A 26,093-nucleotide genomic window follows, 5' to 3' on the forward strand; every position below is an offset into this window, starting at 1 on the left:
AACCAACCTCAGCCAGATCAACAGGAACAAGCGATTTCCCATCCTCCGCACCAACGCGCATGGTGTTCATCGGAGCGTAGAAACTCCTCTAGAGTTAAAAGTTGGACGTCCTTTGTCGGGAGGGTGGCTAATACAACACCCCCGTGGAAATACGCCCGCCGAGCTCTAGACGGTTTCTAACCTCCCGACGCCCTTGCCATCCCGGCAAGGGCAAGCCCTGCAGGAGGTCCAACATGTTGACGCCGTGGGAAGACGAACCCGATGACGCGCGCCCCAAGCGCAAACCCTACGCCCGCCCCGCACGCAGCTACCGCGTAGGCGCGCTGACGTACCCGGACCGCGAAGAGTGCGGTCCCACGGAGATTGTTCCCTACCTCAAGCTGCGCGGCCGCTGGCTGGACAAGCTCGGCTTCGACGTAGGCGCCCGCCTGAAGGTGGAGGCCACGCACGGCATCATCACCCTTACGGTGGTGGAGCGGCCCGTGCCGGTGGTCAAGAAGATCCCCCGCAAGTTGCAGCGCCGCACCGGCTGAGCGCCCGCGCCCACCTGCCGGGTGGGCCGCTGCACGGCCAGTGTTCGCCAGCCCTTGCGGGCGGCCTGGCCGCACAGCCGCAGCGCATATCCCGGTTCGGCAGCGCTGCGCTGTGGCAGGCGTAAACGCCAGCACGTCACTGCACGCCCGGTGCAGTGTGGATGTACAACCTGTTTCATAACCCAGCAGTGGGAGGAACGCATGAGCAAGAGTGTCTTCATGCAATTGGAAATGGCCGCTGGCCTGCGCGCCAGCTTTCAGCACGCGGCGGCGCGCGAACACCGCCCCGCCGCACAGGTGCTCCAGCGGTTGATGCGGGAGTATGTGGTGCGGCAATCGTGTGTGGATGCCGACGCAGAGGCCGGGGTCTTCGACCCGGTTGAGCGGGCGGCAGGCGCGGTGGCCCTGGAGGGGGCGAGGGTGGCCACGTGTGAGCCGGAGGCGGCGCCGTGCTTTGAAAGCGGTGACCGGGACCTTGAGGCGATGGTGGTTCGGCAGCTTGGGTGGCGGTGTTCGCCGTTTGGGATGGGGTGAGCGAGCGGCATCAAGTTGTTTCTGGCAGTTCATGGGGTGTGCCTGCCGAGCCGGCAGGCGCACTGTACCTCCCCAACCGCCATACCCGTTGTTCACTGGCGCCGCCGGCAGCGCTGGGTAGACGCGCCGCCTCCGGATGTTCAAGCTGCTATCGAGCTCAATGACAGGCATAGACATGACCAGCTTCTCAATTGACTTCGTAAGCCTGCCAAACTTCGATTCACTGGCGGTAGAAGTCTGTTTCAAGTCGCAGCTTCTTTGCCGCATCGATCGTGAGCAACAGGATGGTTCGCTTGAGGTGGAGTTCTTTCACCTAGCCAGAGTTTTGAAGGAAGAGGTCACCATGAAATTCCCTCTGTCCGAGTTCCTTCAGGTCGTTGAGCACGTCTCGGCGGAGCTGCTAGCGATTCCGCCTGCTTCGGTGCCTTGAGAAGTGACGGCACGGTCGTACGTGTAGGCGTGCCAGCCGGCAGCGAGTACCACTCCCATAACCTTCGGCCCAATCCCCTTCGACTACGCGCCCCACTCAAGCACTCCCCCCACACCCTGCTACCATTCCCCCGCATTCCAGCCAGCCTGCCCACGCACCCAAGATGCAGGGCCGGCCGTCATAGAACGGCCCAGCGAGCCAGGACACCCTCCCGTGCCCATTCAAGGACGCTCGCATGTACTCTCGTTCCATTCTCCGTTCGGCCGCGCTGGCCCTCGCTGTTACCCTCTCTCTCGGCACCCCGTCGGCATTCGCCGTGGGCAAGACCACCCCGGTCGCCGCCACCGAAGCGGCCGTGTTGCGCAAGCCTGTTGCCCAAGGCCTGTACGAGCTGGCTTACAGCCCCAAGGTAGACGCCGTCTACGTGGCCTCCTCCGGTGGCTTCGGCGATGCCGCCGGCCCGTCCCAGCTGCTGATCCTGGACCCCAACACCCTCGACGTTGAAGCCCAGATCCCGCTGGAGCGCAAAGCCTTCGGCCTGGTGCTGGACGACGCAGGCAACCGCCTGTACATCGGCAACACCGTGGACACCTCGGTCACCGTGCTCGATACCGCCACCCACAAGGTGCTGGGCATCGTGCAGCTGATGGAGAAGCAGGTGGGCAAGGACGGCAAGGCCGCCTACACCCACGACCTGCGCGAGCTGGTGGTGGATGGCCCGGCCAATCGCCTGTACGTCACCGGCCACTCCGGCGAGGGCAGCGTGCTGTTCGTGGTGGATACGCAGTCGCTGAAGGTGCTCAACACCATTCCCGGGCTGGGCAATGCCAAGGCACCGGGCCTGGCGCTGGATGCCAAGGGCAAGCGCGTGTACACCTCCAACCTGCTGGCTGAAGTGGTCACCGTGGGCACCGACACCGGCAAGGTGGAGCAGCGCTTCAAGGTGGGCGCCGAGCAGCCGATGAACATCGCCCTCGACCCGGACGGCAAGCGCCTGTTCGTCACCGACCAGGGCTCGGAGATGCTGCGCAAGTACCAGACCAGCAGCACCCCGGGCTTCGCCTCGGCGCACCCGGGCAACCGCGTGTTGGTGATCGACCGCCACACCGGCAAGGAACTGGCCAGCATCGCCGCCGACGGCGGCCCGATGGGCATCCTGCTCGATGGCAAGCGCAAGCGCCTGTACGTGACCAACCGCGAAGGCGGCACCGTCACCGCGTACAACAGCGACACCTACAAGCCGGTGGCCACCTACACCGTGCCGACCCATCCCAACAGCCTGGCGCTGGATGCGAAGAAGAACGTGCTGTATGTGACCGTCAAGAACGGCGAAGAGGATGCCAAGGGCAGCCCGGAATCCGTGGCGCGTATCGCGCTGTAAGCGCGGTTGCGTCGCGGCATGCCGGCCATCTCAGCGGTGGCCGGTGTGCCGCGCGGTGCAGGGTTTCACGAGCAGATCGACCCTACGTTGGAAATCCGCCATCCGTAGCGCGCGTCATGTTCGAGCAGGTAACTGTGGCTGCAGGCCTCGTCGGTAACCCGTAGCTCCAGCGTTCTTCCCAATGGCGAAAGATAGACCTCATTGAAGTCTCTCCCCATGAAACGCCGAACTTCACCGTCGATATCGGCACGTGGAACGATCCGGATCGGATCTGCTGGCAGGCCCGAGAAGCCGGAAGAGACCCCCACGGTGTCGGTCAGGTGGTCATGCAGGTAGCGCTTGGGAGCATCGGGTTCTTTCTGGCATAGCAGGTAGTCGATCAGTTCGATTACCTTGCTGGGTTCGGGCACCTGGCCGAGGAAATCGCCCCAGGATCCAGAGCGGCCTTCGCGGCACTGTAGGGTTTCGCCGGTGTCCAGTGGGTTGGAAAGCGCGTCGGCATTTGCTGCGCAGGGCAGCAGGGCGCAGAGCAACACGAACGGGCGAAAAGGGTTCATCGGGTCCTTGATGCGTGTAGCGGTGGAATGCTGCCTGATTCTGGCGAAGAGCCCGCGCAACAACAATGGCTCCGTGCCGGTCCCGGGGTGCGCTGCCCACTCCACGATGTACTGCATCCAACACAGCGACGCCAGCGCCTTCGGTCATACTTCGGCCCTGGCAGCCAAGCCCGGCGGCCCGCGTACCTATCGAGAACAAGGATGTCCCACGCCCCCAACGGCCGCGCAGAAGCGCTGCCTGCAGAACTCCGCGCCGCCCTGGAGGCCACCCTGCGCTTCCAGCAGGACGCGGGCACCACGCTGCTGTACTTCGCCATTGGCGTTGCAGTGGCCATCACGGCGTTTGCCACCCAGCTGGGCATGCACCCCGATCGCATTGCGCCCACACAGGTGCCGGCCTATCTGGCCGCCGCGCTGGGTGTGGTGGGCATCGTCCTGGCAGTGGTGCATCGGCGCCGGCGCACCAAATCGCTGCGGGCGGCGCTGGCTGCGGGGCAGGTGACGGTGGTGGAAGGACGCCTGGGCACGTCGGAGATTCTGCCGGCGGTGGGTACGATTGCCGGGCGCCCGCGCGCGTATTCGGTGGACGGCACCACGCATGTGGTACTGGAGGAAACCCCGGGCAGCGATGCGTTGCTGGGCTTCGTGCCGCACGAGGTGGTGGGCCCGGTGGGCAGTACGCCGGTGCGGCTGGTCTTCAGTGCGGTGCAGCCGGGTCACCTGTTGCAGGTGGACTATCCAGGCCTTGGTGCCGCGCCGGAGACGGTAACGGCGATGACCTCGCAGGACTGGAAAGCCCTGATGGCACGCCCGCGCGTGTTGCTGCGCACGGCGGGCTGGTGCTGCGCGGCGGTGTTGCTGGGGCTGTTGGTGCTGGCGTTCCTGCCGGGGGTAAGCCGTGGTTTCAGCACCTGGCTGGCCTGTGCGTTGGTGGTGCTGCCGTTGTGGACGCTGTGGCTGTGCCTGCCGTACCTGCGGTTGTGGGGGCGGCGCGGGCAGGTGCAGTGCGAAACCGTGCACGGGCCGATCCAGGAAGTGATGCGGGCGCAGCGCAACCGGGGCCAGCAGGCCGCCGAGCAGGCCACCTTCGTGCGGGTGGGCGGGCGTTGGCATCGGCTGCAGGCGGGCGAGGTGCACACGCTGCGGCCGGGTGCGGTACTGGGCGATGCGCATGCGCTGGCCTATGCCACGCTGGGCACGCACCGGGTGGCGCTGGGGCGCGGGTTAGCGACGGCAGCCCTCAGGTAGCCAGTGCTGGGGAGTGTCTACGTGATGGCGGCGCTACAGCCGTGGTGCACGTCATGGGCCGCGGTGCCCCGCAGCGTGCGCAGCCACCGGTCTGGGGTGCCCCCAACAGCGCTTTGCGTACTGCCGCGTGCGAAGCCGGATGTGCCCCCAGCCCATGCAGCAGCAAGGTGCGCGCCAGACCGCAGCAGGGAACGCGAGGCAGCGCCAGCACGGTGGTGGCAGTGGCGCGGGGATATAGCGGGCGAAGGTCCATCTGTCCCGATTCTCGTTGAAGGCGGTACTGCGGCCACTGTGCGTGGAGTGCGTCTCACCGACTGAGACGCGGCAACCCGATGTCACGCGTGCCATTACTCACACGGCCAAGACCGCCTGTGGCCGACCATCCCGTGCCTGCTGAACAACCCACTACGCCGCCATGCGCCAGACCCGTACCCCGCCCTGGAAGAAGCCCAACCCGAAGACAATCAAGCAGCCGCTGTCGGCCGCGCAGAAGGACGCCGCACGGCAACGCGCCGAAGAGAACGGCCGCACCTACCCGAACCTGGTGGACAACATGTGGGCGGCCAAGCTGCCTCGCGGCGACTGACGCGGCACGAGGCGCTGAGGCACCCCGCGCCGGTCCAGCGTTGCGCTCAGCGCTTTACCGCCAGCACGCCATCCATCGCCAGGTCTGCCTTGAACCCGGCTTTCTCCAGGCGCTTGGCCACTTCACGCGGTACGTCGCGGCCGCTGGTGAGTTTGTTGGGCGCGCCGGTGTAGTGGAACATCCGCCCGCCGTTGCGGATCACCCGCGCCAGCTGGTCGTAGAACACCTGCGAATACAGTTCGCCGGCAATACCGAAGCGCGGCGGGTCGTGCAGGATCGCATCGACCGAATGGCTTTCCAGTGCCTGGATCGCCTGCGACACATCGGCCTGGGTCAGCGACAGCCGGCCGCCGCTGCTGGCCGCTTCCGGGTCCGGCGACCACGGGTTGAGCGTGCGCAGCCAGAGTACGTCCGGGTTCTTCTCGAACGACTGGATGCGGTTGACGCCCCCTTCGAGGCAGCACGCGGCGAAGTAGCCCAGCCCACCGCAGGTATCCAGCACGGTCTTGCCGGCCGGCGCGATCAGCGCCACTTTGCGCCGCGCATCTTCAAACGGCGACACCTGCGCACTGGGCAGCATCTTGATGCCATCGATCTCGAAGGTCGGTGCATCCCACTGGGTAGGCACCAGCTTGATCAGCGCCGAGCCGAACCGCGATACCGCGCAGAAGTCGTCGCCGTCCCAGTAGTACAGGGTGCGGTCCTTGGTCTTGCCCGGGTAGGCATAGGCCTCGCCCTTCCAGTGCCACTGGTCGGCACCCAGGGTGGCGATACCGGTGGAGCGGCCCAGATCGAGCGAGCCGGTCCACTCGGCGGCCCCCGCATCACGGGCACGGGCCAGGGCGTCGGCAAGGGGGCGGGTGAGCAGGGGGCCGGTGTAATGGGGCACGGGAAGGGGGAGCGACCGCACTGCGGGGCAGCCGGACGTCAGCAGGTTAGGGGTGGGCATCGTACCTGAGATGGCCGGAACCGCGCCCGGCCGGCGCAGGTGACACTGGAAATGGCCGCCCCGATATAGTGGGCCACCGCCCAGGGAATGCCCGCATGCGTCGCCGTCCACGAACTACCCGCCGTTGCCTGGGCCTGCTGCTGGCGACGCTGTTGCTGTCGTCCTGCACGGGGAGCACCAACGGCGCGCACCCGGTCCCGGTGCAGGAGGTGCGCGCGATCGAGATTGTTTACCAGCAGGGTCCGTTTGATGCGGCCGATGAAGTTCATCGCCTTCGTCCTGGGCCGGGGCGACGGGCATTCGTGCGCGAGTCGCGGATGGATACGGCCAGCGCCGCACCTGTGACGAGCGAGTCGGTTCCGGTGCAGCGCGTCGGCGAGTTGTTGTGGGCACTGTCGGCGCCGGCTGTATCACGCGCCGAAGGGGTGGCGATGGTGGCGCGCCGGGTGCGTCCGGCGCGGTTGCTGGAGACCGCCGCGCGGGCTGACCTGCGCGACGCCCCGGGCTGCACCGCCAACGCGCTGCGCGGCCACATGCGCACGCACCTGCGCGGTGCCGCACTGCGCGAACAGCTGGAGGCGTATTACGATTCGGCCGGTTGGACCGACGATGACGTGTCGATCCGGGTGGTCATCGACTACAAAAACAGACCTCGGCAAGTGCTCTACTCCACTTCGCAGAAGCTGCAGATGCTGCCATGGACGCAGGAGGCCAGCACCGGGGTGCCGGCAACGCCGCGCTGGTCGGTGCCGCTGAGCCAGGCGGTGCTGCGGCTGCTGCCGGCCACCTCTGCTGCCGCCAGGCGGCTGGAGGCGCGTGAGGACAGCGCGCTGAGCGGCGGCATCGTGCGCGTGGCGGAAGTGGAGTGCCGCGCCGGGCAAGGATAGGGCGCAGGAACCCGAGGGGCGCACCGGTGTAGTTCCGACAGCGTGGTGTGGGTTGGTCTGATGGTGTCGGCTGCGGCGGATTTTCAGACTGTCGGCATGCCCAACGATCATTCCCTGCTGCAGGCTGGAACGGCGTACTTCTTCAGCGCACACCTGCGCGACCGGCACAGCCAGCTGCTGGTGGAGCATGCGCAGGGCTTGCGGCTGGCCTTCCGGGTGGCGCAGCAGGCACGCCCGTTCCGGATCAACGCGATCGTGGTGCTGCCCAATCACCTGCACGGGGTGTGGACGCTGCCCGAGGGCGACGAGGAAGGCCTGCGCCGCTGGACCCAGATCCAGGCCATCTTCGACCGCCAGCTTCCCGGCATGCCACCGCGCGCGGTACTGCGGCGTGACCGCAGCGCCCGCCCCCTGTGGCACGCCAGTTTCCGCGAGCACCGCATCGTGGATGGCGATGACCTGCGGCGACACGTTGCCTACGTGCATCAGAACCCGGTCCGGCACGGGCATGTGCACACGGCCGAAGCCTGGCCCTACAGCTCGATTCATCGCATTGACGGCAACCGGAGCGGGCCATGTTGATGCAGCGCCGCGCGCGCAGGGGGAGTCAGCCGCAGTTGACCTTGAACACCGGGCCGGCACCGATCAGGACCAGCGCCATGAAATCGCTGTCCTTGGCCTTGCCCTTGAGCGTGGCACCGGGATTGAAATGGAAGATGCCAAAGCCGCCATTGGGGCGAACCAGCGCCTTGTCGATCTGGTCGGCGTCGTCCTTGAAGTAGCGGGCGATGTCCGAACGTGAGGACACCTGCAATGCGGTGGGATCGCGTTGCCATTGCTCGTCGCGGTTGAAGCTGACGAAATACTGGCGTTGCTGCTGCTCGATGCGGAACTCGGCGGGCTTGCGTGGGTGGGTGGCGTAGCAGCCCAGCAGGGGGTCGGAGGAGAACATGCCTGGATCGGCGCCTGGCTTGCCACAGGCAGTGAGCAACAGCAGCAACATGCAGGGCAGTACGCGCATGGTGGGTCCTGGCGGTGGTGGTGCCGCCAGTGTGCCGCAGGCGTGGGGACGTTGCCGTGCAGGTGCCGACGCCAGCGCGCGCGCCGTCTCCAACGTGGCCGCCAGCCGCTTCCCGGTGCCTCAATGCCGATGCCGGCGCCAGGTATTCCACACATGGGTGCTCGCCAGCAGCAGGCTGCCGACGACGGTGATCGGGGTTTCGGCATCATGGCTGGGCCAGCCCAGCGCGCCGAGCAGCAGCAGTGCCAGGCCGGCGCTGGCACTGACGAAGGCCGCGGCCGGCAAGGGTCGCTGGCGATGCGCGCGCCACAGCGCGAAGCCGGTCAGCGGTGCGGCGATGGCGACGAACAGCGCGTGCACCCATTCGGCCTCGGCCCATACGCCGAACAATGGCAGTGCCGCGGCCAGCAGGGGCAGCGCCAGGCAGTGCAGCAGGCACAGGCTGGACAAGGCGATGGCACCGGCGTCGAGCAGGGCGGAGGAACGTTTCATGGGGGAGGGGTCCGGGTTGATTAATGTTATATAGTAACATTTCAATCCCGCCATGATGCTGCCCTGCCATGACTGCCTCCCCTGTTTCGCCCGACCGCCGCCTGCCGGTCACCGTGTTGTCCGGCTTCCTCGGCGCGGGCAAGACCACGCTGCTCAACCAGGTGCTGCGCAACCGCGACGGTCGGCGGGTGGCGGTGATCGTCAACGACATGAGCGAGGTCAACATCGATGCGCAGCTGGTGCGTGATGGCGGTGCAGCGTTGAGCCGCACCGAGGAAACGCTGGTGGAGTTCAGCAATGGCTGCATCTGCTGCACGCTGCGCGATGACCTGCTGCAGGAGGTGAAGCGGCTGGCCAGCGAGGGCCGCTATGACTACCTGCTGATTGAATCGACCGGCATCGCCGAGCCGATGCCGGTGGCGGCAACGTTCTCGGTACGCGATGAGGACGGCTTCTGCCTCAACGACATCGCGCGGCTGGATACGCTGGTGACGGTGGTGGACGGGCAGCAGTTCCTGGATGACTTCAGTTCCACCGATCGGCTGCTCGACCGTGGCCAGCAGGCCGATGCGCACGATGCGCGCGCGGTGGTGAATCTGCTGGCCGAGCAGGTGGAGTTTGCCGATGTCATCGTGGTCAGCAAGTGCGACCTGGTCGACGATGACAGGTTGCAGTCGACACTGGCGGTGCTGCGCGCGATGAACCGCGATGCGCGCCTGCTGTTGTCGCAACACGGCGAGGTGCCCTTGGGCGAACTGCTGGATACGCGTCGCTTCGACTTCATCAAGGCGCAGTTGGCGCCGGGGTGGATGCAGGCATTGCGCGGCGAGCACACCCCGGAAACCGAGCAGTACGGCATCACCAGTTTCGTCTATCGGGCACGCCGGCCGTTCCATCCGCAGCGCTTCGCGCACCTGCTGGAACACGGGCTTGGGGCGGTGATCCGCAGCAAGGGCTTCTTCTGGCTGGCCAACCGCATGGACTGGGTGGGCGAGCTGTCCAGTGTTGGCGCGACCACCCAGACGCAGGCGGCGGGGTTCTGGTTCGCCTCGCGCGAGCGGGTGGAGGCGGGGCTGGAAGGCACCCTGCCGCAGGTGCCACCTCCCCGCGTGCCCTACACCGACGTCGGCTGGGTCCGCCAACAAATGGCGGGTTGGACCGCGCCGCTGCCCAGCGCGGAGATGGTAGGCAACGCCGGGGAGTACCAGTCGATGCGCCGGATGTGGCACCCCTGGTGGGGCGATCGCCGCCAGGAGCTGGCGGTGATCGGGGTGGCAATGGACGAGCAGGCGGTACGCGCGGGGTTCGACGCCTGCCTGCTCACCGATGCGGAGATGCAGGCCGGGCCATCGATGTGGCACCTGCTGCCCGACGCATTTCCGCTGTGGACGCGCTGAGGGCGGGCGTGATCGAGGCACGCCACGTTGCCTACCGTCGCCCTAGCGCTGGCTGAGCTGCCAGCCGTCCGCGGTGGCATCGAGATGGTGGGTGAGGTGCACGGCATCCAGCAGCGCCGGGTCATGCGAGACGATCATCAGCGTGCCCGGGTACTGGTTGAGCATCTGCTCCAGTGCGGCCAGTGAAGGCAGGTCGAGGTGGTTGCCGGGCTCGTCGAGCAGCAACAACTGCGGGGGTGTGCGTGCATACAGCACGCTGGCCAACGCGGCCTTGAGGCGCTCACCGCCGCTGAGCGTGGCCAGCGGGCGCAGGCTGTGCTCGGCATCCAGCCCGAGCAGGGCCAGCCGGGTGCGCAGGGTGGCCTGGTCGGCACTCGGGTTGGCCGCCTGCAGCAGTGCCAGCGCAGAGGCCTGCGCGGGTAGCAGCTGCAGCGATTGATCGAGCAACGCGACCTTGGCGGCTACCTCGCAGTGGCCACTGCGCGCTGCCACGCCGCCGGCCAACAGCTGCAGCAGGGTGGACTTGCCGCTGCCATTGCGCCCGCGCACGCCGATGCGCATGCCGCGCTGCACGGTGAGGTCGATCTGTTGCCACGGCGCGGCGACCCACGGCAGTTGCACGTTGCTCAACCGGGCCACGCGCTGCGGGCCGGGATCATCCAGGCCGGGCACCTGCAGGGCAATGCCGCGCATCGCCTCCACCTGCGTGGCTGCGTCACGCACGCGGGTATCCAGTTCCCGCTGGCGTTCGGCCTGCTGCGCCTGCCAGCGGCCGGCACTGTGTTCGCTGCGGTTTTTCATGCCGCCCAGCAGGATGGGGGCCTGGTTGGCGGTGCGGGCGCTGCGTTGTGCACGTGACTGGCGGTGCTCGAGCCGTTCGCGTTGCTCGCGCAGGTCGGTCTGTTGCTGGCGCCGCTCGCGTTTGCGCAAGGCCAGCAGGTCTGCGGCGTTGTCGCGCTCGCGCTGCTTCTGCTCGGCGTACAGCGCGTAGTTGCCGCCGTAGCTGCGCAAGCCGCTGGGCGAGAGTTCAACAATGCGCTGCATCTGGTCCAGCACGGCCCGGTCGTGGCTGATCACGATGAGGCCGCCGCGCCAGCCGGCCAGGGCGGCCATCAGTTGTTGCCGGTGCGTGGCATCCAGATGGTTGCTGGGCTCGTCCAGGATCAGTGCATCGGCGTTGGACAGCAACGCGCCGGCCAGCGCCACCTGCATGGCCTGGCCGCCGCTGAGCGTGGCCGCCGGACGGGCCGGATCCAGCACGGGCAGGCCGAGCAGCTGCCATTGCGCCTGCAGTTGGTCGCGCAGGGTCCAGCGATCGCCCACCGTGGCGAAGTCTTCGGGATGGATGCTGCCGGCTTCGATCCGCGCCAGCGCATCAAGAACCGCGCCCACGCCGGCAACATCGGCGATGCGCCCGGCCACGGGGCCACTGTGCTGGGCGAGCAGGTGCACGCGGCCACTGCGTTGGATGCTGCCGCTGCCAGGCGGCTGCGGCCCGGCCAGCAGGCGAGCGAGCACACTCTTGCCCACGCCGTTGCGACCGACCAGGCCGGTCGGGGTGGCGTCGAAGTGTGCGGAGAGATCAGCGAAAAGAACCCGGCCGTCGGGCAGGGTCTGGGTCACGCGATCGAGCGTGAGAGAAAATGCGGTCATGCGACCTCCATGGATGCCGTGGATACCTCCGCGCGCGCAGGCGGGAAGCAGACAAGGCCGTCAGTAGACGGCGGGCATCAATGGCGCATGCAGGCATACCTCATTACACAGGCGACTGGCTGTCGCGGGGCCAGTATAGGTTTGCCGGGCCGGTTGCCGATGAACGCGTGCTGTTCAGCAGCTCACGCCGGTCAGGCGGGTGCTGATGAAATCGATCAACACCCGCAGCTTGGGCAGCACATGGCGGCCGGAGGGCCACAGCAGGTGGAACGTGCCGCAGGCATGGATCTGCTCGGCCATCACCCGCTGCAGGCGGCCGTCGGCCAGTTGCTCGCGCACCGAGTGCTCGGGCAGGTAGGCGATGCCGCGCCCGGCCAGGGCGAAGGACAGGCGCGCCTCGATGGTGTTGCTGACCATCGACACCGGCAGGTCCAGCGCGGGCGTGCCCGGTTCGCGCGGCAACGGCCAGGGCTCGAGCTTGCCGGAGCTGGGGAAGCGGTAATGCAGGCAGTCGTGCTGCAGCAGGTCGTGCGGGGTGTGCGGCACACCGCGGCGGGCCAGATAGTCTGGCGCGGCCACCAGGTAGCGGGGGAACACGCCCAGGCGGCGCGCGCTGAGCCGCGAGTCGCTGGGTTCACCCACGCGCAGCACGGCGTCGAATCCTTCTTCGATCACATCCACCAGGCGGTCGTCGAAATCCAGTTCCAGGCGGATGCCGGGATAGGTGGCCATGAACTCGGACAGGATCGGCAGCGACAGGTCGCCCACCAGCGGCAGGCTCAATCGCAGCACGCCACTGGGCGCGGCGGCCTGCTGGATCAGCTCGGTGCGGCCGGCATCGAGCTCGTCGAGGATGCGCCGGCAACGCAGCAGGAAGCGCTCGCCCTCGGCGGTGAGGGTGATGCTGCGGGTGCTGCGGTGGAACAGGCGCACGCCGAGGGCCTGCTCCAACCGGGTGATGGTTTTGCCGGTGGCCGAGGCCGATACGCCAAGCAGGCGCCCGGTCTCGACGAAGCTGCGGGTGTCGGCCACGTGCACGAAGGTCTGCAGGTTGCCGAGGTTTTCCAATGCCGACATGACTGCACCAGGTGGGGAACACGGGCACTTTAGCGGCCAAGCGCAGGCGTGGGCGCGCGCGGATGGAATGCAGCGGTGCGCGGCGTGGGGGTCTTGGCCCAATCCCTTGCGGGGGCACGGTTGCTGGCAACTGCGGAACACGGTGTCCTGAATGTACGGAGCCGTACCTGGGTGTCTGCCGAAAAGAGGCGCGCCGACAATGGCGCTCCCTTCAACCCGGTGCTTGTCCATGTCTTCCGCTCTTTCCGTACCGCCTGCCGCCGCCCCGCGTCTGGCGGCGGTGGATGCCGCGCTGTCTGCCGCCCATGGCCGTCAGCAGGTGGTTGGCGCCGTGGTGCTGGTACGCCAGCACGGCCAGCTTCGCCATGCCAGCGCCAGCGGCTGGGCCGACCGCGAGCAACAGCGGCCGATGCATGCCGATTCGCTGTTCCGGCTGGCCTCGGTCAGCAAGCCGATCGTCACGGCGGCGGTGATGCGGTTGGTGGCGCAGCGCGTGCTGTCGCTGGATGCACCGATCAGCGACTGGCTGCCCGATTTCCGGCCGGCGCTGGCCGACGGCACGTCGCCGCCGATCACCCTGCGCCAGCTGCTAAGCCACAGTGCCGGGCTCGGCTACCGTTTCCTTGATGCCGATGCCGACGGCCCCCATGCACAGGCCGGGGTCAGCGATGGCATGGATGACAGTGCGATCAGCCTGCAGGAAAACCTGCGCCGGATCGCACAGGTGCCGTTGCTGTTCGCCCCCGGCCAGGCCTGGCGCTATTCGCTGGGCGTGGATGTGGCCGGTGCGGTGCTGGAGGCGGCCACCGGAATGCCGCTGGCCCAGTTGGTGCGCGAGCAGGTCACCGCACCGTTGGCGATGCACGACACGGGCTTTCATACCGATACCCCCGAGCGTCTGGCGACCCCGTATGTCAGTGACGCGCCGCAGCCGCATCGCCTGGCCGAGGGCGAGGTGGTGGCGCCGTTCGAGGGCGTGGCCGGTATTGCCTACAGCCTGGCGCGCGCCGGCAACCGGGATGCGTTCGCGTCTGCCGGTGGCGGCATGGTCGGCAGTGCACACGATGTGATGCAGCTGCTTGAAGCGTTGCGCGGCGATTCCCGACGCGCGTGGCTGCCGGCCGCCAGCATCGATGAAATGGCGCGCGCGCAGGTCGCTGAGCAGGGCCCGCCGGACGCACCGGGCTGGGGCTTTGGGCTGGGCTTTGCCGTGCTCCACGACCCGACGCCGACGGCAACCCCGCAGGCCGCCGGCAGCTGGCGCTGGGGCGGCGCCTATGGACACAGCTGGTTCGTGGACCCATCGCGCGGGCTCAGCGTGGTGGCGCTCACCAACACGTTGTACGAAGGCATGCATGGCGACTTCGTCGACCAGTTGCGTGATGCGGTGTATGCAGGGGTACAGGCATGAGCGGGACAGGCATGAGTGGCGAGGCCGGATGCGCGGTGGTCGACGCGGCCCCCGCCGCGGTGCGCCTGCCGTTGGGTGGGCTGCTGGCGCTGGCCTGCGCGGGCTTTGTGACGATCCTGACCGAGGCGTTGCCGGCCGGGCTGTTGTCGCCGATGAGCCAGGACCTGGGCGTGAGCCGCGCGCTGGTCGGCCAGCTGGTGACGATCTATGCGATTGGTTCGCTGGTGGCGGCACTGCCGATGACCGCGCTGACCCAGCGCCTGCCACGGCGGCCCTTGTTGCTGGCGGCCATTGCCGGCTTCGTGGTGGTCAACACGGTCACCGCGTTTACCCATCACTACGAGGTGATGCTGGTTGCGCGCTTCATCGCCGGCATCAGTGCGGGCCTGTTGTGGTCGCTGGTGGCCGGTTATGCCAGCCGCATGGTGGCCCCGCACCTGCAGGGGCGTGCGATCGCCGTGGCGATGGTGGGCACGCCGTTGGCGCTGTCGCTGGGCATTCCTGCCGGCACCCTGCTGGGGCAGACCATCGGCTGGCGCTGGGCATTCGCGCTGATATCGCTGCTGAGCATCGGGCTGCTGGTCTGGGCGCGCTGGGTGTTGCCGCCGTTGTCGGCCCCGGGCGCGGGCGCGCGGCAGAAGCTGGGCGCGGTATTGCGGCTGCCGGGAATGCGCACGGCGTTGTGGACGATGTTCCTGTTCGTGCTGGCCCACAACGTGCTGTACACCTACATCGAACCGTTTGCCGCGCTGGCCGGGGCGGTGGTGTGGCTGGACCGGCTGCTGCTGGTGTTCGGCGTGGCCTCGTTGCTGGGTATCTGGATCACCGGGATCTGGGTGGACCGCTGGCTACGTGGCCTGGTGATTGCCAGCACGCTGGGGTTCGGCCTGGCGGCGATGGCGTTCCTGCTGTGGCCGTCTTCGCCGTGGGTGCTGGTGGCCGGCACCGCGCTGTGGGGCGTGGCCTTCGGCGGGGTGCCCACCCAGTTCCAGACGGCGGTGGCGCGCCGCGCTGGCGTGGCCGGGGATATCGCGCAATCGTTCGTGGTGACCGGCTGGAACCTGGCGATCGCCTTGGCCGGCGTGGCCGGCGGGATTGCACTGGAAACCATCGGCGAGCGCTGGCTGCCGGCGATGCTGCTGTTGTTGCTGGTGCCAACGCTGGCGGTAGTGATGCGCCAGCCACGGGCATGGCAGCCGGCCGTGCACTGACCGCAGACCCTGCCGCACGCAACCGCGCGGCAGGGCATGGGCGGCGCGGCGGTATGCTGGCCATTGCCAATGCAGTGGGAGCCAGGCGTGCGCAAGTGGAGGTTGGGCGGTTGGGGGCTGGGCCTGTTGTGCCTGGCCGGTGGGTTGCAGGCAGCGCCGGCGCGGCAGATCGCGCTGACCCTCGATGACCTGCCGTGGCAGCGGCTGGACGAACGTGCCGAACCGGAATTGGCGCAGCGCCATGCGCAGTTGCTGCAGGCGCTGCGCGACGCGCACGTGCCGGTGGTGGGCTTCGTCAACGAGGTGAAGCTGGAGCAGGGCGGGCAGGTGCAGCCGGTGCGGGTGCAGATGCTGCGTGACTGGCGCGATGCGGGGTTTGAGCTGGGTAACCACACCTACGCCCACGTGGATCTGCATGCGGTCGGCCTGGCGGCCTATGAGCAGGACATCCTGCGCGGCGAGCAGACCCTGCGCCCGCTGCTGGCCGAACAGGGCCAGCAGCCACGCTGGTTCCGCCACCCGTACCTGCGGGTGGGCCGCAGCCCGCAGCAGCGCGCCGCGCTGGCGGCGTTCCTGGACCAGCATGGTTATCGGATCGCGCCGGTGACGGTGGACAACAGCGAGTGGATCTGGGCGTTTGCCTACGACCACGTGCGCGACACCGAGAGCGATCCGGTGGCACGCGAGCAACGCCTGCGCCAGCTGCGCCGCGGCTACGTGCCCTACATGCTCAACATGCTGGACTACTACCAGGCGCAGTCGCAGCACCTGCTGGGGCGGTTGCCGGCGCAGGTCTGGCTGATGCATGCCAATGCCTTGAACGCAGCCAGCATCGAAACGCTGGTCGCTGCAACGCGGCGCCGTGGGTACACCTTTGTTTCGCTCGAGGACGCGCTCAAGGACCCGGCCTATGCGCATGCCGATGGCTACAACGAGGCCGGTGGCATCAGTTGGATCCAGCGCTGGGCGATGGCCGAGGGCAAACCGGCCAGTTTCTACGCCGGCAAGCCCAAGGTGCCGCGCTGGGTGCTGGACCTGGCTGGGATCGACAACGATTGAGGCCGGCGCGCAGCCGCTCGCTCAGTCGTCCATCACGCTGTTGGGGTTCTGCATGTCTTCCGGGGCCCGGCCGTACTGCTCCCGGCGCTGGTGGTGATAGGCGATGAAGGCGTCCGGCGGCAGCGGCTGGGAGAACAGCCAGCCCTGCCCGAACTCGACCTGGCGTGCCTGCAGGTAGGCCAGCTGGACCGGGGTTTCGATGCCTTCGGCGACGGTGAACAGGCCCAGTGTCTTGGCCATGTCGATGATGTGCGAAGTCACCGGACTGGTGGCGCTGTCGGTGCCGATGGCATCGATGAACGATTTGTCGATCTTCAATGCGTCCAGCGGCAGCTGCTGCAGGTACTGCAGGCTGGAATAGCCCACGCCGAAATCGTCGATGGCCACGCTATGCCCGGCGCGGCGCGCGATGGCCAGCGTATTGCGCGCGCGCTGCACATCGATGAAGCCACGCTCGGTGGCCTCCAGCCAGATCTGCTGCGGGTGGATGCCGGTCCCGGCCAGTTGGGCCGAGAGCACCTTCAATGCCCGCCCGCTGCTGACATCGCCGGCCGACAGGTTGATGGCGATGTGCGCGCTGCGATCCTGCACCAGCAGCGCGCGCATGTCGGCGATGACCAGTGCGATGACCTGGTCGGTGAGTGCCTCGATCAGGCCATTTTCTTCGGCCAGCGGAATGAACAGGTCCGGGCGCACCTGGCTGCCGTCTGGGCGGGTCCAGCGCACCAGGGCTTCGGCACCGACACAGATGCCGGTGTCCAGTTCGATGATGGGCTGGTAGTGCATGAAGAATTCTCGCCGGCGCACGGCCGTGGCCAGCTCGCCACGCAGCGACAACCGCCGCCGCGACACCCACACCACCCCGGCCACCGCGCCCAACGCGCCCAGCACGCCCAGTGGAATGAGCTGCACGATGTGGTCACCGGCACTGGCCAGCAGGGTGGTGCGCGGGGCGGTGGCGATCGCCAGCCATTGCTGGTCCTGGGCGGTGGCATACAGGGTGTGGCTGTCCATGCCGCTGTGCGGCGCGCGCAGCAGGCGTTGCAGCAACGGCTGGTCGGCGATGTCCTGCTGGGCCATCAGGCGGCCATCCGGGCTTGCCACGGCCAACCGCACGTTGGGGTCGGTGATGACATCGACGAACCTGGCCGGGTTCATCAGCAGGTCGTGGTTGCCCAGGTGCAGGGCGAGCAGGGGCGAGCCGTCGCCGGCCTGTGGCCGCACCCCCAGGGTGATGCCGGCGCCATCGGCGGTGACATGGTCCGGCGTGGGGGCGGGCACGTAGGCGTCCATCGGCCCCCAGGTGGTGCAGCGCAACCGGCCGTCCTGGAAATAGCCCACCTGCTCGGCGGAGCGGGTGCCCAGGGTGACGGCGCGCATCAGCTGCAGGTGCTCGGGCGAACACGCTGCCACCGTGCTCTGGTTGAGCTGGCGCAGTGCGCGCAGGCCGTCCTGGTAGGCAAGGTGGGCACGCTGCAGGGTGCGCTCGGCGGTAAGCTGAAGACGCGCGTGCTCTGCATCGGTGGTCCTGACCCAGCTGAAATACACCAGGGTGGCGACCGGCACGAGGGCGCCAAGCAGGGCGAACAGCACGGTGGCAGCAATGATCCTGACGCGGTTCAAGCAGACCTCGGTGCGGGAGGGAAGACCAACGGGGAGGCGCGCGCGGCCAGGGCCGGTGCTGCACTATCTCACCACCTGGGGGCGGGGAAGGGAATCGGATTTTTCCTGTGGCTCTTGCCAGACAAGGCCTGCGCGCCGGCCGGCGCCTTGTGAAGATGGAAGAAGCGACAACCGGGGATCGGTCCGCCACGGCATTCACCTTCGGTTCGCAGCCCTGGCCGGATGATCGCGCCGCACGATTGGCGTGCCCCGATGTGAACCGATGAACCCGACCCTGCCTGCCGCGCTGGCCCTGTTGTCGTTGCTGCTGCCGTGGACGGCATCGGCGCGCACGGTGTATCGCTGCGTGCAGAACAACACGGTCAGCATGGCCACCGCGCCGGAGCCGGGGTCGAAATGCACCCCGCAGCAGATCGACGACAACGCGGTGCAGGCGCCCAACCTGTGGGGCAACATGGGGGTGTTCAGCGGCACCCTGTATGAGCGCGAGCAGGCGGGCGTGCTGGTGTATTCCACGCGCAACCTGCCCGGCTCGCGGGTGTTCCTGAAGTTCACCGTGGCCACACCGCCCGGTGAGCCCGCGCACCCGGGCCTGGGCAAGGTCGGCGCGGCGCAGCTCAACCGGCATGCCAAACAGTTCAAGGCGGCCGCGCGCGCCACCGGCGTGGACGATGCCTGGCTGCGTGCGATCGCGCATGCCGAAAGTGGTTTCGACGCGGGGGCGATATCGCCCAAGGGCGCGCAGGGGGTGATGCAGTTGATGCCCGATACCGCCACCGAGTTCGGCGTTGCCGACCCGTTGTCGGCCGAGCAGTCGATCAACGGCGGGGCGCGCTACATGAAGGCCTTGCTGACGCGCTACAAGGGCGACCGCACGCTGGCCGCCGCCGCTTACAACGCCGGCATCGGCGCGGTCACGCGCTACAAGGGCGTGCCGCCGTACGCCGAAACGCTGGCCTACGTGGAAAAGGTGAGCGCGTTGTATGTGCGCTACCGCGAGGCGATGGGGTTCAAGGTGGAGACCCCGGCGCAGTAGTGCCGGCCAGTGGCGCGTGGGCTAGCGCCAGGCAGCGCGGCCATGGATCGGCTGCACTTCGATGCGGCCCACCGCGTTCACCGCCCGCTGCACATCGCGGCGTTGCAGCAGCTGGTCGCCGCGCTTGTCGCGCGCGGCGTCGCCGGGCAAGGGGGGCAGCATGCGGAAGCCCTGGATCAACAGCAACGCCGCCTGGCGATCGTTCGGCGATTGCAGCTGCGCGATCAGCCACGCGGCGGCGGCGTCCATGCGGTTTTCCTCCAGCAGCACCGCGATCCATATCTCGCGACCGATGCCCTGGTTGGTCTGCAGCCACTGCCGGGCAAGCGCCGACCGCGCCGGGTCGGCCTGGTCGCGGTACGCCACGTAGCGCACCCACTGGCGCATCGCCTCGCCAAACATGGGCGCTTCGTCCAGCCCGTCCAGCGCCTGCAGGGCGTCGGCCGGTTGCTGCCGGGCCAGGTACCAGCTGGCCAGGCTGGCGCGCTGGAACGCATTGACCGGCCCGTTTTCATCCAGCTGCGCGGCCAGGATCAGGGTGGCGGTGGTGTCAGCGTCGCGGCCCAGGCGGTGTTCGGCCATGGCGCGGTACTGCATCAACCAGGCCGCGTACTGCGCGCCGGGGAAGCTGCGCTGGCTGCCCGGGGCGTTCAGACGCGCATACAGCTCATCGGTGGTGCCCAGCACCTGCGCGTGCTCGCCAAGGAACAGCAGGGTTTCGCTCAACGCGATGATGCGGTCGCCGCGGTCATGCTTGAGCAGGCCGCTGACGCGCAACGCGTCGAGATGGCGCTGCGCGGACTGCGCCGGATCGAAACGCGGGCTGCGGCGATCCACCACCTGGTCGAAGCGCTTGTCGCTGCGCAGGGCCACGATCTCCATCGGGCTGTCGATGCGGGCGATGGTGGCCGCGAGCCGTGGGTGTTCACCGGCATCGGCCTGCAGCGTGGCCAGCTGCAGCCACAGCGTGCCAGGTTCCAGGCCATCGTCGGTCCAGCCCCGGTCGAACAGCACCTGCAGGAAGGCGCGCAGCGCGTCGGGGTGGTCCTGCAGTTTTTCGCGCAGCGAGAAGGCCAGCCGGTAGTCGATCTCAGGGAGGAACTGGTCCGAGCCCTGCAGTGCACGGGTGATTGCTTCGGCCCCCGGCAGCGGTTGCTGTTGCCACAGCAGCAGGCGGCCCAGGACATACCACGCGCGCGGGTCGTCGGGTGCCTGCTGCAGGGCCGCGTCCAGGTAGCGACGTGCATCGACCGGCTGGCGTGCGTTGAAGGCGGTGCGCCCGGCGCTGATCAATCCCTCCACGCGCACCGGGGCGGGCAGCTGCGCGGCGCGCGGGTCGGCGAACACGCGCTCGAAACCCATCAGCGCCCCCACCGTATCACCGCGTTGGGACAGTGCGATGCTGTCGGTCAGGGCCTGCGTCAGTGCGGCATTGGCATCGGCAGCGGCAGCGGCAGCGGCCGATGCGGCATCGACCGTTGCGGCCAGCGCCGGTGTGGCCGACAGGGCCAGCAGCAACAGGGCGAGGCGAAGGCGAACAGACGGCATGCGGGCTTCCTTGCGTGGCGTGAGCAGGGATTGAACCCGGAACCGCGCGATGGCACAACCCGTTGGGGTTTGCAGGCACGCGGGCAACGTTTAAGGTCGTGCGCTGGACACGGGCAGGGAACGCAATGAAACGCTGGCACGCACTGATGGCGACGGTGGTGGTCATCACCGCAACGGGACTGGCATGGACGTTCCTGCCGACGGCGGACACACCGCCGGCGGCGCAGGGCCCGGTGCCGACGCTGCTGGGCTGGCAGGCGCAGATCGAGACCTTGGCCGGGGACGGCGTAGCGGGCGTGCGCGACGGCGCAGGTGCGCAGGCGCGGTTCTCCGACCCGTATGCGGTGGTGCTGGATGCGCACGGCGTGGCCTACATCGCCGATGCCGGCGACAGCAACCGCATCCGCCGCGTGTATCCCGATGGCCGCGTGGATACGCTGGCCGGCAATGGCGAAGGCTGGCGCGATGGCCCGGCACTGCAGGCGCAGTTCCACACCCCGTCGGGCATCGCGATGGATGCGGCCGGCAATGTGTTCGTGGCCGATACCGGCAACAACCGCATCCGGCGCATCGGCAGCGATGGTCAGGTGACCACGCTGGCCGGTGATGGCGGGCGTGGGTTTGTCGATGGCCCCGCCCTGCAGGCGCGCTTCGATGCGCCGATGGGGGTGGCGGTGGATACGGCAGGGCGCGTGTACGTGGCCGACACCTACAACGATCGCATCCGGGTGGTGGAGCCCGATGGCACGGTGCGCACGCTTGCCGGCGGCGATCGGCCCGGTACGGCCGATGGCGTGGGCACGCAGGCACAACTGGACACGCCGGTGGCGCTGGCGCTGGACCGGCACGGCAACCTGCTGATTGCCGATCTGTACAACAACGCGATCCGGCGCTTGTCCCCGGACGGCACGCTGCGTACGCAGGTGGCCGATGGCGGGTTGATCAACGGGCCGTTGTCGGTGGTGGTCAGCCACGATGATGTGCTGTACGTGGGCGATACCGGCGGCCGGCTGGTGCAGGTCACCACGCAGGGGCACCAGATCGCGCTGCTGGGCCAGGAATCGCAGCCGCGCTTTGCGCGCCCGTCGGGCCTGGCCCTGGCCGCGGACGGTACGCTGCGGGTGGCCGATGCGGCGGCGTACCGGCTGCACCGGGTGGGTGCGTTGGCGGTGGGCGCGTTGCCCGTCCCGGCGCTGGTGGGACCGGCCGCGGATGCGCCGCTCCCGGCGACGGAGGGCCGCTGGCCGTTGGCGCCGCAGCAGGGCTGGCATGAAGTGGTGGGCACGTTGGGCGAAGTACGTGGCGACTTCAAGGGTGAAAGCCGCCACCACCTGCACGGTGGGTTCGACATCCGCGGCGATATCGGCCAGACCGTATTGGCGATCGTCGATGGCAAGGTCAGCAGCCCGACCCCGACCTGGTCGGTGGGCGGGCAGGCCGAAGGGCTGGTGCTGGACCGCCTGAAGTACATCCACATGAAGGTGGGGCGCGACCCGGCCGGGCGCGCGTTCGATCCGCGCTGGCAGCAGCTGCTGGCCGAAGATGGCACGCTGCGGCGCATTCGGGTGCGCCGGGGCACGCGCTTCCATGCCGGTGAGGCGCTGGGCAGCATCAACCGCATGGCGCATGTGCACCTGAGCGTGGGCGCCAGCGGATTCGAGCGCAATGCGGTCGCGCTGGGTTTCACCGGCTATGTCGACACGGTCGTGCCGCGCATCACCGAGGTGGCCCTGCTTGACGACCGCGACCAGCCGTTGCAGGCCGGGCCCGACGGCCGCATTGCGCTGCCACGCGATGGCCGTGGCGTGCAGATCGTGGTGGAGGCGTGGGACCAGGTGGACCGCAACCAGGCCCGGCGTCGGTTGGGACTGTACCAGGTGGGCTACCAGATCCTGGATGCGCACGGCCAGCCGCTGGCCGGGTATGAGCAGCCGCGCTTCAACATCGTGTTCAACCGCATGCCGCCGCATGACAGCGCCACCAAGGTGGCCTATGCCCCGGACAGCGGGATCACCGTGCACGGCAGCGCGGTGACGCGTTTCCGCCACCTGGTCACCAACACCGTGCGTGACGGGTTGGTGGAGACCGGGCGTTGGCAGTTCGATGCGCTGCCAGCGGGGGACTACGTGATCCGCGCCAGTGCGCGCGACTACAGCGGCAATGAAGCGGTGGGGCCGCGCGATCTGAACATCACGCTGCTGTAAGCGCCAGGGTCAGGCGCCGACGCGCTCGCGCTCGGCGTCCATGTCGGCCAGCGGGCGGACTTCGATGCTGCCAAAGCGCGACCAGGGGAACTGCTGGGCGATGCGCATCGCTTCCTCGTGGTCGCGCGCGTTGATCAGGTTGAAGCCGGCCAGCAGTTCGTGGGTTTCGGCGAACGGGCCGTCGGTGATCCGGGCCTGGCCCTGGCGGGTACGCACGGTGCGCGCGCTGGCCACCGGTTCCAGCTTCTGCGCCAGCACCAGCGTGCCGTTGGCTTGCAGGGTGTCGGCGTGCTGCAGGCAGTCGTGCATGAGGCCGTCGTATTCTTCGGCGGGCAGGGCCTGCAGCAGGCTCTCGTCGATGTAGATCAGCAACAGGAATTGCATGGCCGGGCGCTCCTGGACGGGGCGGTCATGATGCCCCAGCGCGCGCGCTGGATGTGTTGCAGCGCCGCACAGGCCGCCTGTTCAGCCCGCAGCCGGCGGCTCCGGACGGACTTCAGAATTATTTTCCGGGTCGTGTCGATTTCCCGTTCACTGGGGCGTCGTAGGTAGTGAAGGGCCCGCCGAACCGGCTGCCCATGAGGACACGTCCATGAAAGTCATTGTGTTGGTCAAGGCCAGCGAAGCCTCCGAAGCCGGCGAGATGCCCACCGAAGCCGAGTTCCGCGCCATGGGGGCCTACAACGAACAGCTGGTGCAGGCCGGCATCATGTTGGCCGGCGAGGGCCTGTACCCGACCTCGCGCGCCCGTCGGGTGGCCTTTGGCGATGGCGCGCCGCGGGTGATCGACGGTCCGTTCGCCGAGACCCGTGAACTGGTGGCCGGCTTCTGGCTGTGGCAGGTGCGCTCGCTGGACGAGGCCACCGAGTGGCTCGCGCGGGCGCCGTTCGGCCCTGGCGATGTGGTCGAGCTGCGCCCGATCCTCGGCATCGACGATCTTGGCGACACCTTCACTCCCGAGTTACGCGCGCAGGAACAGCGTCTGCGCGACCAGATCGACAACAGCCACTGATCCATGTCGTGCCCACCAGGAGAACCCGCATGAAACTGATTCCGTTCCTGAGCTTCAACGGCAAGGCCCACGAGGCGATGGCTTTCTACGCACAGGTGCTGGGCGGCCAGGTCACCTCGGAAATGACGTACCGCGACATGCCGCCGATGGAAAGCACCGACGGCTGCGGCGAGATGCCGCCGGAAACCCTGGACCACGTGGCGCACAGCCAGCTGGAAGTGGGCAGCGCGGTACTGATGGCGTCCGACAGCCCGTCCGGCCCGGGGGAGGGCACCACCACGATCAACATCGAGGTGGATACGATCGAAGACGCCGAGCGGGTGTTCAAGGCGCTGGCCGACGGCGGTGACATCAAGATGCCGATCGGCGAGACGTTCTGGGCCCACCGCTGGGGCTTCCTCATCGACCGCTACGGCAAGCCGTGGATGGTCAACTGCATGAAACAACCCTGATCCACTGCCCAGGATGACTACGATGACCGATTCGCCCCAGATGATTTTCGTCAACCTGCCGGTCCGCGACCTGGAGGCCTCCAAGGCGTTCTTCGCCGCGCTCGGTTACACCTACAACCCCGCCTTCACCGATGAAAATGCGGCATGCATGATCATCAGCGACAGCATCTTCGTGATGCTGCTGACGGAGACGTTCTTCACCCAGTTCACGCCCCGGCCGATCAGCGATGCGCGCGCTGCCACCGAGGTGATCACCTGCCTGTCGGCAGCCAGCCGCGCGGCGGTGGACGTGATGGTGGACAAGGCACTGCAGGCCGGCGCCAGCGAGCCGATGCCGGCACGCGACTACGGCTTCATGTACCAGCGTGGTTTCCAGGACCTGGACGGCCACCTGTGGGAGGTGGCGCACATGGATGGCGAACCGGGCTGACGCTGCCGGCCGGGCCGGCGGAGGCTTGTGCGCGGCAGCGCGGAGTGCTGTGATCGCTGCCATGGACACCGCCCTGACGCAACGCATGGATACCCTCTGGCGCATGGAAGCGCCGGCCCTCATCGCACGCCTGGCGCGGATGCTGCACGGCGATGTGGGGCGTGCCGAAGAACTGGCCCAGGACACCTGGTTGGCCGCGCTGGAGCGCTGGCCGGCGCAGGGCGTTCCGGATAACCCGGGAGCGTGGCTGATGACCACTGCGCGCAATCGTGCCATCGACGTGCTGCGCCAGCACCAGCGCGTGAGCGGCCAGCACGCGCAGTTTGCCAGCGAGCTGGAGCCGCAGCCGCTGCCGTTGCCCGATGACAGCGACGCGCTGCAGGACGACATCGGCGATGACCTGCTGCGGTTGATGTTCGTGGCGTGCCACCCGGTGTTGTCGGCCGATGCGCGGGTGGCCCTGACCCTGCGCTTGCTGGGCGGGCTGACCACCGATGAAATCGCGCGCGCGTTCCTGCAGCCCGAACCCACCATCGCCCAGCGCATCGTGCGTGCCAAACGCACCCTCGCGCAGAAGCAGGTGCCGTTTGAAGTACCGCGCCAGGCCGCGCTGCCCGAGCGGTTGGAGTCGGTGCTGGAAGTGATCTACCTGGTGTTCAACGAGGGCTATACCGCCAGCGCGGGCGACGACTGGATGCGGCCGGCCCTGTGCGATGAAGCGTTGCGGCTGGGACGGGTGCTGGTGCACCGGTTGCCGGCGTGGCCGCAGGTACACGGGCTGGTGGCGCTGATGGAACTGCAGGCCTCGCGGGCCGCCGCGCGGGTGGATGCGCAGGGCAACCCCATCCTGTTGCCCGACCAGGACCGCGCGCGCTGGGACTGGCTGCAGATCGCACGCGGCCAGGCCGCGTTGCAGCAGGCTCACGCCCTGGGCGGAGCGGATGATCCGTACGTGCTGCAGGCCGCCATCGCCAACTGCCATGCGCGGGCGCGCCGCGCGCAGGACACCGAGTGGGCACACATGGCCGCGCTGTACGCGCGGCTGGCACGGCAGCAGCCGTCGCCGGTCATCGAATTGAACCGCACGGTGGCGATCTCGCGGGCCGAAGGCGCGGCGGCGGCGTGGCCGCTGCTGGAGGCGCTGGTCGCCGATACCCGCCTGCAGGATTACGCGCCGCTGGCGGCGGTGCAGGGCGACCTGCTGGCGCAGCTGGGGCGGCATGCGGAAGCCCGCGCCGCGCTGCTGCGCGCGGCCACGTTGACCGCCAACGCACGCGAGAAATCGGTGCTGCTGGCGCGGGCACAGGCGTTGGGCCGGTAGTCCACGCTGCCGGACATCGCGTAGTGCCCGGCGCTGCCCCC

The 26,093-nt window shown here is 68.3% G+C and carries 27 protein-coding genes; 18 read left to right on the forward strand and 9 right to left on the reverse strand.

Annotated features, from left to right (window positions below):
- Window positions 1–233 precede the first annotated feature (233 nt).
- The 4 genes from AC3IR9_RS02185 (at window position 234) to AC3IR9_RS02200 (ending at window position 2,878) form a co-directional block, all read left to right on the forward strand.
- The gene (locus tag AC3IR9_RS02185; RefSeq protein WP_137191215.1) at window positions 234–533 is read left to right on the forward strand and encodes a SymE family type I addiction module toxin; all 300 of its coding nucleotides are present in this window, start codon (window positions 234–236) and stop codon (window positions 531–533) included.
- Between the two features lie 201 nt (window positions 534–734).
- Window positions 735–1,067 carry a hypothetical protein gene (locus tag AC3IR9_RS02190; RefSeq protein ID WP_489293747.1) on the forward strand — a complete coding sequence of 111 codons (333 nt, stop codon included), beginning with the start codon at window positions 735–737 and terminating at the stop codon, window positions 1,065–1,067.
- A 175-nt stretch (window positions 1,068–1,242) separates the two neighbouring features.
- Window positions 1,243–1,497, forward strand: coding sequence for a hypothetical protein (locus AC3IR9_RS02195; RefSeq protein WP_489293749.1), 255 nt, complete (start codon window positions 1,243–1,245; stop codon window positions 1,495–1,497).
- A gap of 235 nt (window positions 1,498–1,732) precedes the next feature.
- A complete protein-coding gene (locus AC3IR9_RS02200; protein ID WP_489293751.1) occupies window positions 1,733–2,878 on the forward strand; it encodes a YncE family protein in 1,146 nt (381 codons plus the stop codon).
- Window positions 2,879–2,943: 65 nt separating this feature from the next.
- Here AC3IR9_RS02200 and AC3IR9_RS02205 read toward each other — a convergent pair whose 3' ends face one another.
- Window positions 2,944–3,552 (reverse strand): hypothetical protein, encoded by a 609-nt coding sequence (locus AC3IR9_RS02205; RefSeq protein ID WP_489293753.1) that lies wholly within the window; start codon window positions 3,550–3,552, stop codon window positions 2,944–2,946.
- Window positions 3,553–3,636: 84 nt separating this feature from the next.
- Here AC3IR9_RS02205 and AC3IR9_RS02210 point away from each other — a divergent pair, with 84 nt between their 5' ends.
- Window positions 3,637–4,683, forward strand: coding sequence for a hypothetical protein (locus AC3IR9_RS02210; RefSeq protein ID WP_489293754.1), 1,047 nt, complete (start codon window positions 3,637–3,639; stop codon window positions 4,681–4,683).
- A 415-nt stretch (window positions 4,684–5,098) separates the two neighbouring features.
- Window positions 5,099–5,269, forward strand: coding sequence for a hypothetical protein (locus AC3IR9_RS02215; RefSeq protein ID WP_489293756.1), 171 nt, complete (start codon window positions 5,099–5,101; stop codon window positions 5,267–5,269).
- Between the two features lie 46 nt (window positions 5,270–5,315).
- Here AC3IR9_RS02215 and AC3IR9_RS02220 read toward each other — a convergent pair whose 3' ends face one another.
- Window positions 5,316–6,218 (reverse strand): class I SAM-dependent methyltransferase, encoded by a 903-nt coding sequence (locus tag AC3IR9_RS02220; protein ID WP_489293757.1) that lies wholly within the window; start codon window positions 6,216–6,218, stop codon window positions 5,316–5,318.
- A 95-nt stretch (window positions 6,219–6,313) separates the two neighbouring features.
- Here AC3IR9_RS02220 and AC3IR9_RS02225 point away from each other — a divergent pair, with 95 nt between their 5' ends.
- Entirely contained in the window at window positions 6,314–7,105 is a 792-nt protein-coding gene (locus AC3IR9_RS02225) for a hypothetical protein (protein ID WP_489293759.1), read from the forward strand.
- Window positions 7,106–7,201: 96 nt separating this feature from the next.
- A complete protein-coding gene (locus tag AC3IR9_RS02230) occupies window positions 7,202–7,687 on the forward strand; it encodes an REP-associated tyrosine transposase (protein ID WP_489293761.1) in 486 nt (161 codons plus the stop codon).
- Between the two features lie 25 nt (window positions 7,688–7,712).
- Here AC3IR9_RS02230 and AC3IR9_RS02235 read toward each other — a convergent pair whose 3' ends face one another.
- Window positions 7,713–8,126, reverse strand: coding sequence for a hypothetical protein (locus tag AC3IR9_RS02235; RefSeq protein WP_489293763.1), 414 nt, complete (start codon window positions 8,124–8,126; stop codon window positions 7,713–7,715).
- Between the two features lie 120 nt (window positions 8,127–8,246).
- A complete protein-coding gene (locus tag AC3IR9_RS02240) occupies window positions 8,247–8,618 on the reverse strand; it encodes a MerC domain-containing protein (RefSeq protein ID WP_489293764.1) in 372 nt (123 codons plus the stop codon).
- Between the two features lie 68 nt (window positions 8,619–8,686).
- On the opposite strand from AC3IR9_RS02240, the gene AC3IR9_RS02245 reads away from it, so the two are divergent.
- The gene (locus tag AC3IR9_RS02245) at window positions 8,687–10,015 is read left to right on the forward strand and encodes a GTP-binding protein (RefSeq protein WP_489293765.1); all 1,329 of its coding nucleotides are present in this window, start codon (window positions 8,687–8,689) and stop codon (window positions 10,013–10,015) included.
- Window positions 10,016–10,057: 42 nt separating this feature from the next.
- Here the strand turns inward: AC3IR9_RS02245 and AC3IR9_RS02250 are convergent, their stop codons facing one another.
- On the reverse strand, window positions 10,058–11,668 hold the full coding sequence (locus AC3IR9_RS02250; protein WP_489293766.1) for an ABC-F family ATP-binding cassette domain-containing protein: 1,611 nt from the start codon (window positions 11,666–11,668) through the stop codon (window positions 10,058–10,060).
- Between the two features lie 174 nt (window positions 11,669–11,842).
- Complete coding sequence (locus tag AC3IR9_RS02255; protein WP_489293768.1) at window positions 11,843–12,745, reverse strand: LysR family transcriptional regulator; 903 nt, start codon at window positions 12,743–12,745, stop codon at window positions 11,843–11,845.
- 229 nt (window positions 12,746–12,974) lie between these two features.
- On the opposite strand from AC3IR9_RS02255, the gene AC3IR9_RS02260 reads away from it, so the two are divergent.
- The 3 genes from AC3IR9_RS02260 (at window position 12,975) to AC3IR9_RS02270 (ending at window position 16,426) form a co-directional block, all read left to right on the forward strand.
- Window positions 12,975–14,156 (forward strand): serine hydrolase domain-containing protein, encoded by a 1,182-nt coding sequence (locus tag AC3IR9_RS02260; RefSeq protein WP_489293770.1) that lies wholly within the window; start codon window positions 12,975–12,977, stop codon window positions 14,154–14,156.
- Window positions 14,153–15,367: an MFS transporter gene (locus tag AC3IR9_RS02265; protein WP_489293771.1), complete on the forward strand. Its 1,215-nt coding sequence runs from the start codon at window positions 14,153–14,155 to the stop codon at window positions 15,365–15,367. Before AC3IR9_RS02260 ends, AC3IR9_RS02265 begins: the two co-directional genes overlap by 4 nt.
- Window positions 15,368–15,454: 87 nt before the next feature.
- On the forward strand, window positions 15,455–16,426 hold the full coding sequence (locus tag AC3IR9_RS02270) for a polysaccharide deacetylase family protein (protein ID WP_489293773.1): 972 nt from the start codon (window positions 15,455–15,457) through the stop codon (window positions 16,424–16,426).
- A 21-nt stretch (window positions 16,427–16,447) separates the two neighbouring features.
- Here AC3IR9_RS02270 and AC3IR9_RS02275 read toward each other — a convergent pair whose 3' ends face one another.
- Window positions 16,448–18,049 carry an EAL domain-containing protein gene (locus AC3IR9_RS02275; RefSeq protein ID WP_489293775.1) on the reverse strand — a complete coding sequence of 534 codons (1,602 nt, stop codon included), beginning with the start codon at window positions 18,047–18,049 and terminating at the stop codon, window positions 16,448–16,450.
- A 262-nt stretch (window positions 18,050–18,311) separates the two neighbouring features.
- On the opposite strand from AC3IR9_RS02275, the gene AC3IR9_RS02280 reads away from it, so the two are divergent.
- On the forward strand, window positions 18,312–19,085 hold the full coding sequence (locus AC3IR9_RS02280) for a lytic transglycosylase domain-containing protein (protein WP_489293777.1): 774 nt from the start codon (window positions 18,312–18,314) through the stop codon (window positions 19,083–19,085).
- Window positions 19,086–19,106: 21 nt separating this feature from the next.
- On the opposite strand, the gene AC3IR9_RS02285 is transcribed toward AC3IR9_RS02280, so the two are convergent.
- Window positions 19,107–20,633, reverse strand: a complete 1,527-nt coding sequence (locus AC3IR9_RS02285) for a tetratricopeptide repeat protein (RefSeq protein WP_489293778.1) — start codon at window positions 20,631–20,633, stop codon at window positions 19,107–19,109.
- Between the two features lie 125 nt (window positions 20,634–20,758).
- On the opposite strand from AC3IR9_RS02285, the gene AC3IR9_RS02290 reads away from it, so the two are divergent.
- Window positions 20,759–22,837, forward strand: a complete 2,079-nt coding sequence (locus AC3IR9_RS02290) for an NHL repeat-containing protein (RefSeq protein ID WP_489293780.1) — start codon at window positions 20,759–20,761, stop codon at window positions 22,835–22,837.
- A 9-nt stretch (window positions 22,838–22,846) separates the two neighbouring features.
- Here the strand turns inward: AC3IR9_RS02290 and AC3IR9_RS02295 are convergent, their stop codons facing one another.
- On the reverse strand, window positions 22,847–23,221 hold the full coding sequence (locus AC3IR9_RS02295; protein ID WP_489293782.1) for a YciI family protein: 375 nt from the start codon (window positions 23,219–23,221) through the stop codon (window positions 22,847–22,849).
- A gap of 208 nt (window positions 23,222–23,429) precedes the next feature.
- Between AC3IR9_RS02295 and AC3IR9_RS02300 the strand changes: the two genes are divergently transcribed.
- From AC3IR9_RS02300 to AC3IR9_RS02315, 4 genes are all read left to right on the forward strand, one after another.
- Window positions 23,430–23,849 (forward strand): YciI family protein, encoded by a 420-nt coding sequence (locus tag AC3IR9_RS02300; RefSeq protein WP_489293783.1) that lies wholly within the window; start codon window positions 23,430–23,432, stop codon window positions 23,847–23,849.
- Window positions 23,850–23,878: 29 nt separating this feature from the next.
- Complete coding sequence (locus AC3IR9_RS02305; protein ID WP_489293785.1) at window positions 23,879–24,301, forward strand: VOC family protein; 423 nt, start codon at window positions 23,879–23,881, stop codon at window positions 24,299–24,301.
- Window positions 24,302–24,323: 22 nt separating this feature from the next.
- The gene (locus tag AC3IR9_RS02310) at window positions 24,324–24,731 is read left to right on the forward strand and encodes a VOC family protein (RefSeq protein WP_489293787.1); all 408 of its coding nucleotides are present in this window, start codon (window positions 24,324–24,326) and stop codon (window positions 24,729–24,731) included.
- Between the two features lie 85 nt (window positions 24,732–24,816).
- On the forward strand, window positions 24,817–26,052 hold the full coding sequence (locus AC3IR9_RS02315; RefSeq protein ID WP_489293788.1) for an RNA polymerase sigma factor: 1,236 nt from the start codon (window positions 24,817–24,819) through the stop codon (window positions 26,050–26,052).
- The last annotated feature ends 41 nt before the right edge of the window (window positions 26,053–26,093 follow it).

It is taken from the genome of Stenotrophomonas sp. GL_101 (assembly GCF_057835675.1).

What these genes read in the sequence shown, in the direction of transcription:
- AC3IR9_RS02195 (WP_489293749.1), top strand. Translation starts at nt 1,243, where the DNA reads ATGACCAGCTTCTCAATTGACTTCGTAAGCCTGCCAAACTTCGATTCA.
- AC3IR9_RS02190 (WP_489293747.1), top strand. Translation starts at nt 735, where the DNA reads ATGAGCAAGAGTGTCTTCATGCAATTGGAAATGGCCGCTGGCCTGCGC.
- AC3IR9_RS02235 (WP_489293763.1), bottom strand. Translation starts at nt 8,126, where the DNA reads ATGCGCGTACTGCCCTGCATGTTGCTGCTGTTGCTCACTGCCTGTGGC.
- AC3IR9_RS02205 (WP_489293753.1), bottom strand. Translation starts at nt 3,552, where the DNA reads ATGCAGTACATCGTGGAGTGGGCAGCGCACCCCGGGACCGGCACGGAG.
- AC3IR9_RS02305 (WP_489293785.1), top strand. Translation starts at nt 23,879, where the DNA reads ATGAAACTGATTCCGTTCCTGAGCTTCAACGGCAAGGCCCACGAGGCG.
- AC3IR9_RS02310 (WP_489293787.1), top strand. Translation starts at nt 24,324, where the DNA reads ATGACCGATTCGCCCCAGATGATTTTCGTCAACCTGCCGGTCCGCGAC.
- AC3IR9_RS02280 (WP_489293777.1), top strand. Translation starts at nt 18,312, where the DNA reads ATGAACCCGACCCTGCCTGCCGCGCTGGCCCTGTTGTCGTTGCTGCTG.
- AC3IR9_RS02225 (WP_489293759.1), top strand. Translation starts at nt 6,314, where the DNA reads ATGCGTCGCCGTCCACGAACTACCCGCCGTTGCCTGGGCCTGCTGCTG.
- AC3IR9_RS02260 (WP_489293770.1), top strand. Translation starts at nt 12,975, where the DNA reads ATGTCTTCCGCTCTTTCCGTACCGCCTGCCGCCGCCCCGCGTCTGGCG.
- AC3IR9_RS02285 (WP_489293778.1), bottom strand. Translation starts at nt 20,633, where the DNA reads ATGCCGTCTGTTCGCCTTCGCCTCGCCCTGTTGCTGCTGGCCCTGTCG.
- AC3IR9_RS02300 (WP_489293783.1), top strand. Translation starts at nt 23,430, where the DNA reads ATGAAAGTCATTGTGTTGGTCAAGGCCAGCGAAGCCTCCGAAGCCGGC.
- AC3IR9_RS02245 (WP_489293765.1), top strand. Translation starts at nt 8,687, where the DNA reads ATGACTGCCTCCCCTGTTTCGCCCGACCGCCGCCTGCCGGTCACCGTG.
- AC3IR9_RS02295 (WP_489293782.1), bottom strand. Translation starts at nt 23,221, where the DNA reads ATGCAATTCCTGTTGCTGATCTACATCGACGAGAGCCTGCTGCAGGCC.
- AC3IR9_RS02210 (WP_489293754.1), top strand. Translation starts at nt 3,637, where the DNA reads ATGTCCCACGCCCCCAACGGCCGCGCAGAAGCGCTGCCTGCAGAACTC.
- AC3IR9_RS02230 (WP_489293761.1), top strand. Translation starts at nt 7,202, where the DNA reads ATGCCCAACGATCATTCCCTGCTGCAGGCTGGAACGGCGTACTTCTTC.
- AC3IR9_RS02265 (WP_489293771.1), top strand. Translation starts at nt 14,153, where the DNA reads ATGAGCGGGACAGGCATGAGTGGCGAGGCCGGATGCGCGGTGGTCGAC.
- AC3IR9_RS02255 (WP_489293768.1), bottom strand. Translation starts at nt 12,745, where the DNA reads ATGTCGGCATTGGAAAACCTCGGCAACCTGCAGACCTTCGTGCACGTG.
- AC3IR9_RS02220 (WP_489293757.1), bottom strand. Translation starts at nt 6,218, where the DNA reads ATGCCCACCCCTAACCTGCTGACGTCCGGCTGCCCCGCAGTGCGGTCG.
- AC3IR9_RS02185 (WP_137191215.1), top strand. Translation starts at nt 234, where the DNA reads ATGTTGACGCCGTGGGAAGACGAACCCGATGACGCGCGCCCCAAGCGC.
- AC3IR9_RS02290 (WP_489293780.1), top strand. Translation starts at nt 20,759, where the DNA reads ATGAAACGCTGGCACGCACTGATGGCGACGGTGGTGGTCATCACCGCA.
- AC3IR9_RS02240 (WP_489293764.1), bottom strand. Translation starts at nt 8,618, where the DNA reads ATGAAACGTTCCTCCGCCCTGCTCGACGCCGGTGCCATCGCCTTGTCC.
- AC3IR9_RS02215 (WP_489293756.1), top strand. Translation starts at nt 5,099, where the DNA reads ATGCGCCAGACCCGTACCCCGCCCTGGAAGAAGCCCAACCCGAAGACA.
- AC3IR9_RS02250 (WP_489293766.1), bottom strand. Translation starts at nt 11,668, where the DNA reads ATGACCGCATTTTCTCTCACGCTCGATCGCGTGACCCAGACCCTGCCC.
- AC3IR9_RS02200 (WP_489293751.1), top strand. Translation starts at nt 1,733, where the DNA reads ATGTACTCTCGTTCCATTCTCCGTTCGGCCGCGCTGGCCCTCGCTGTT.
- AC3IR9_RS02315 (WP_489293788.1), top strand. Translation starts at nt 24,817, where the DNA reads ATGGATACCCTCTGGCGCATGGAAGCGCCGGCCCTCATCGCACGCCTG.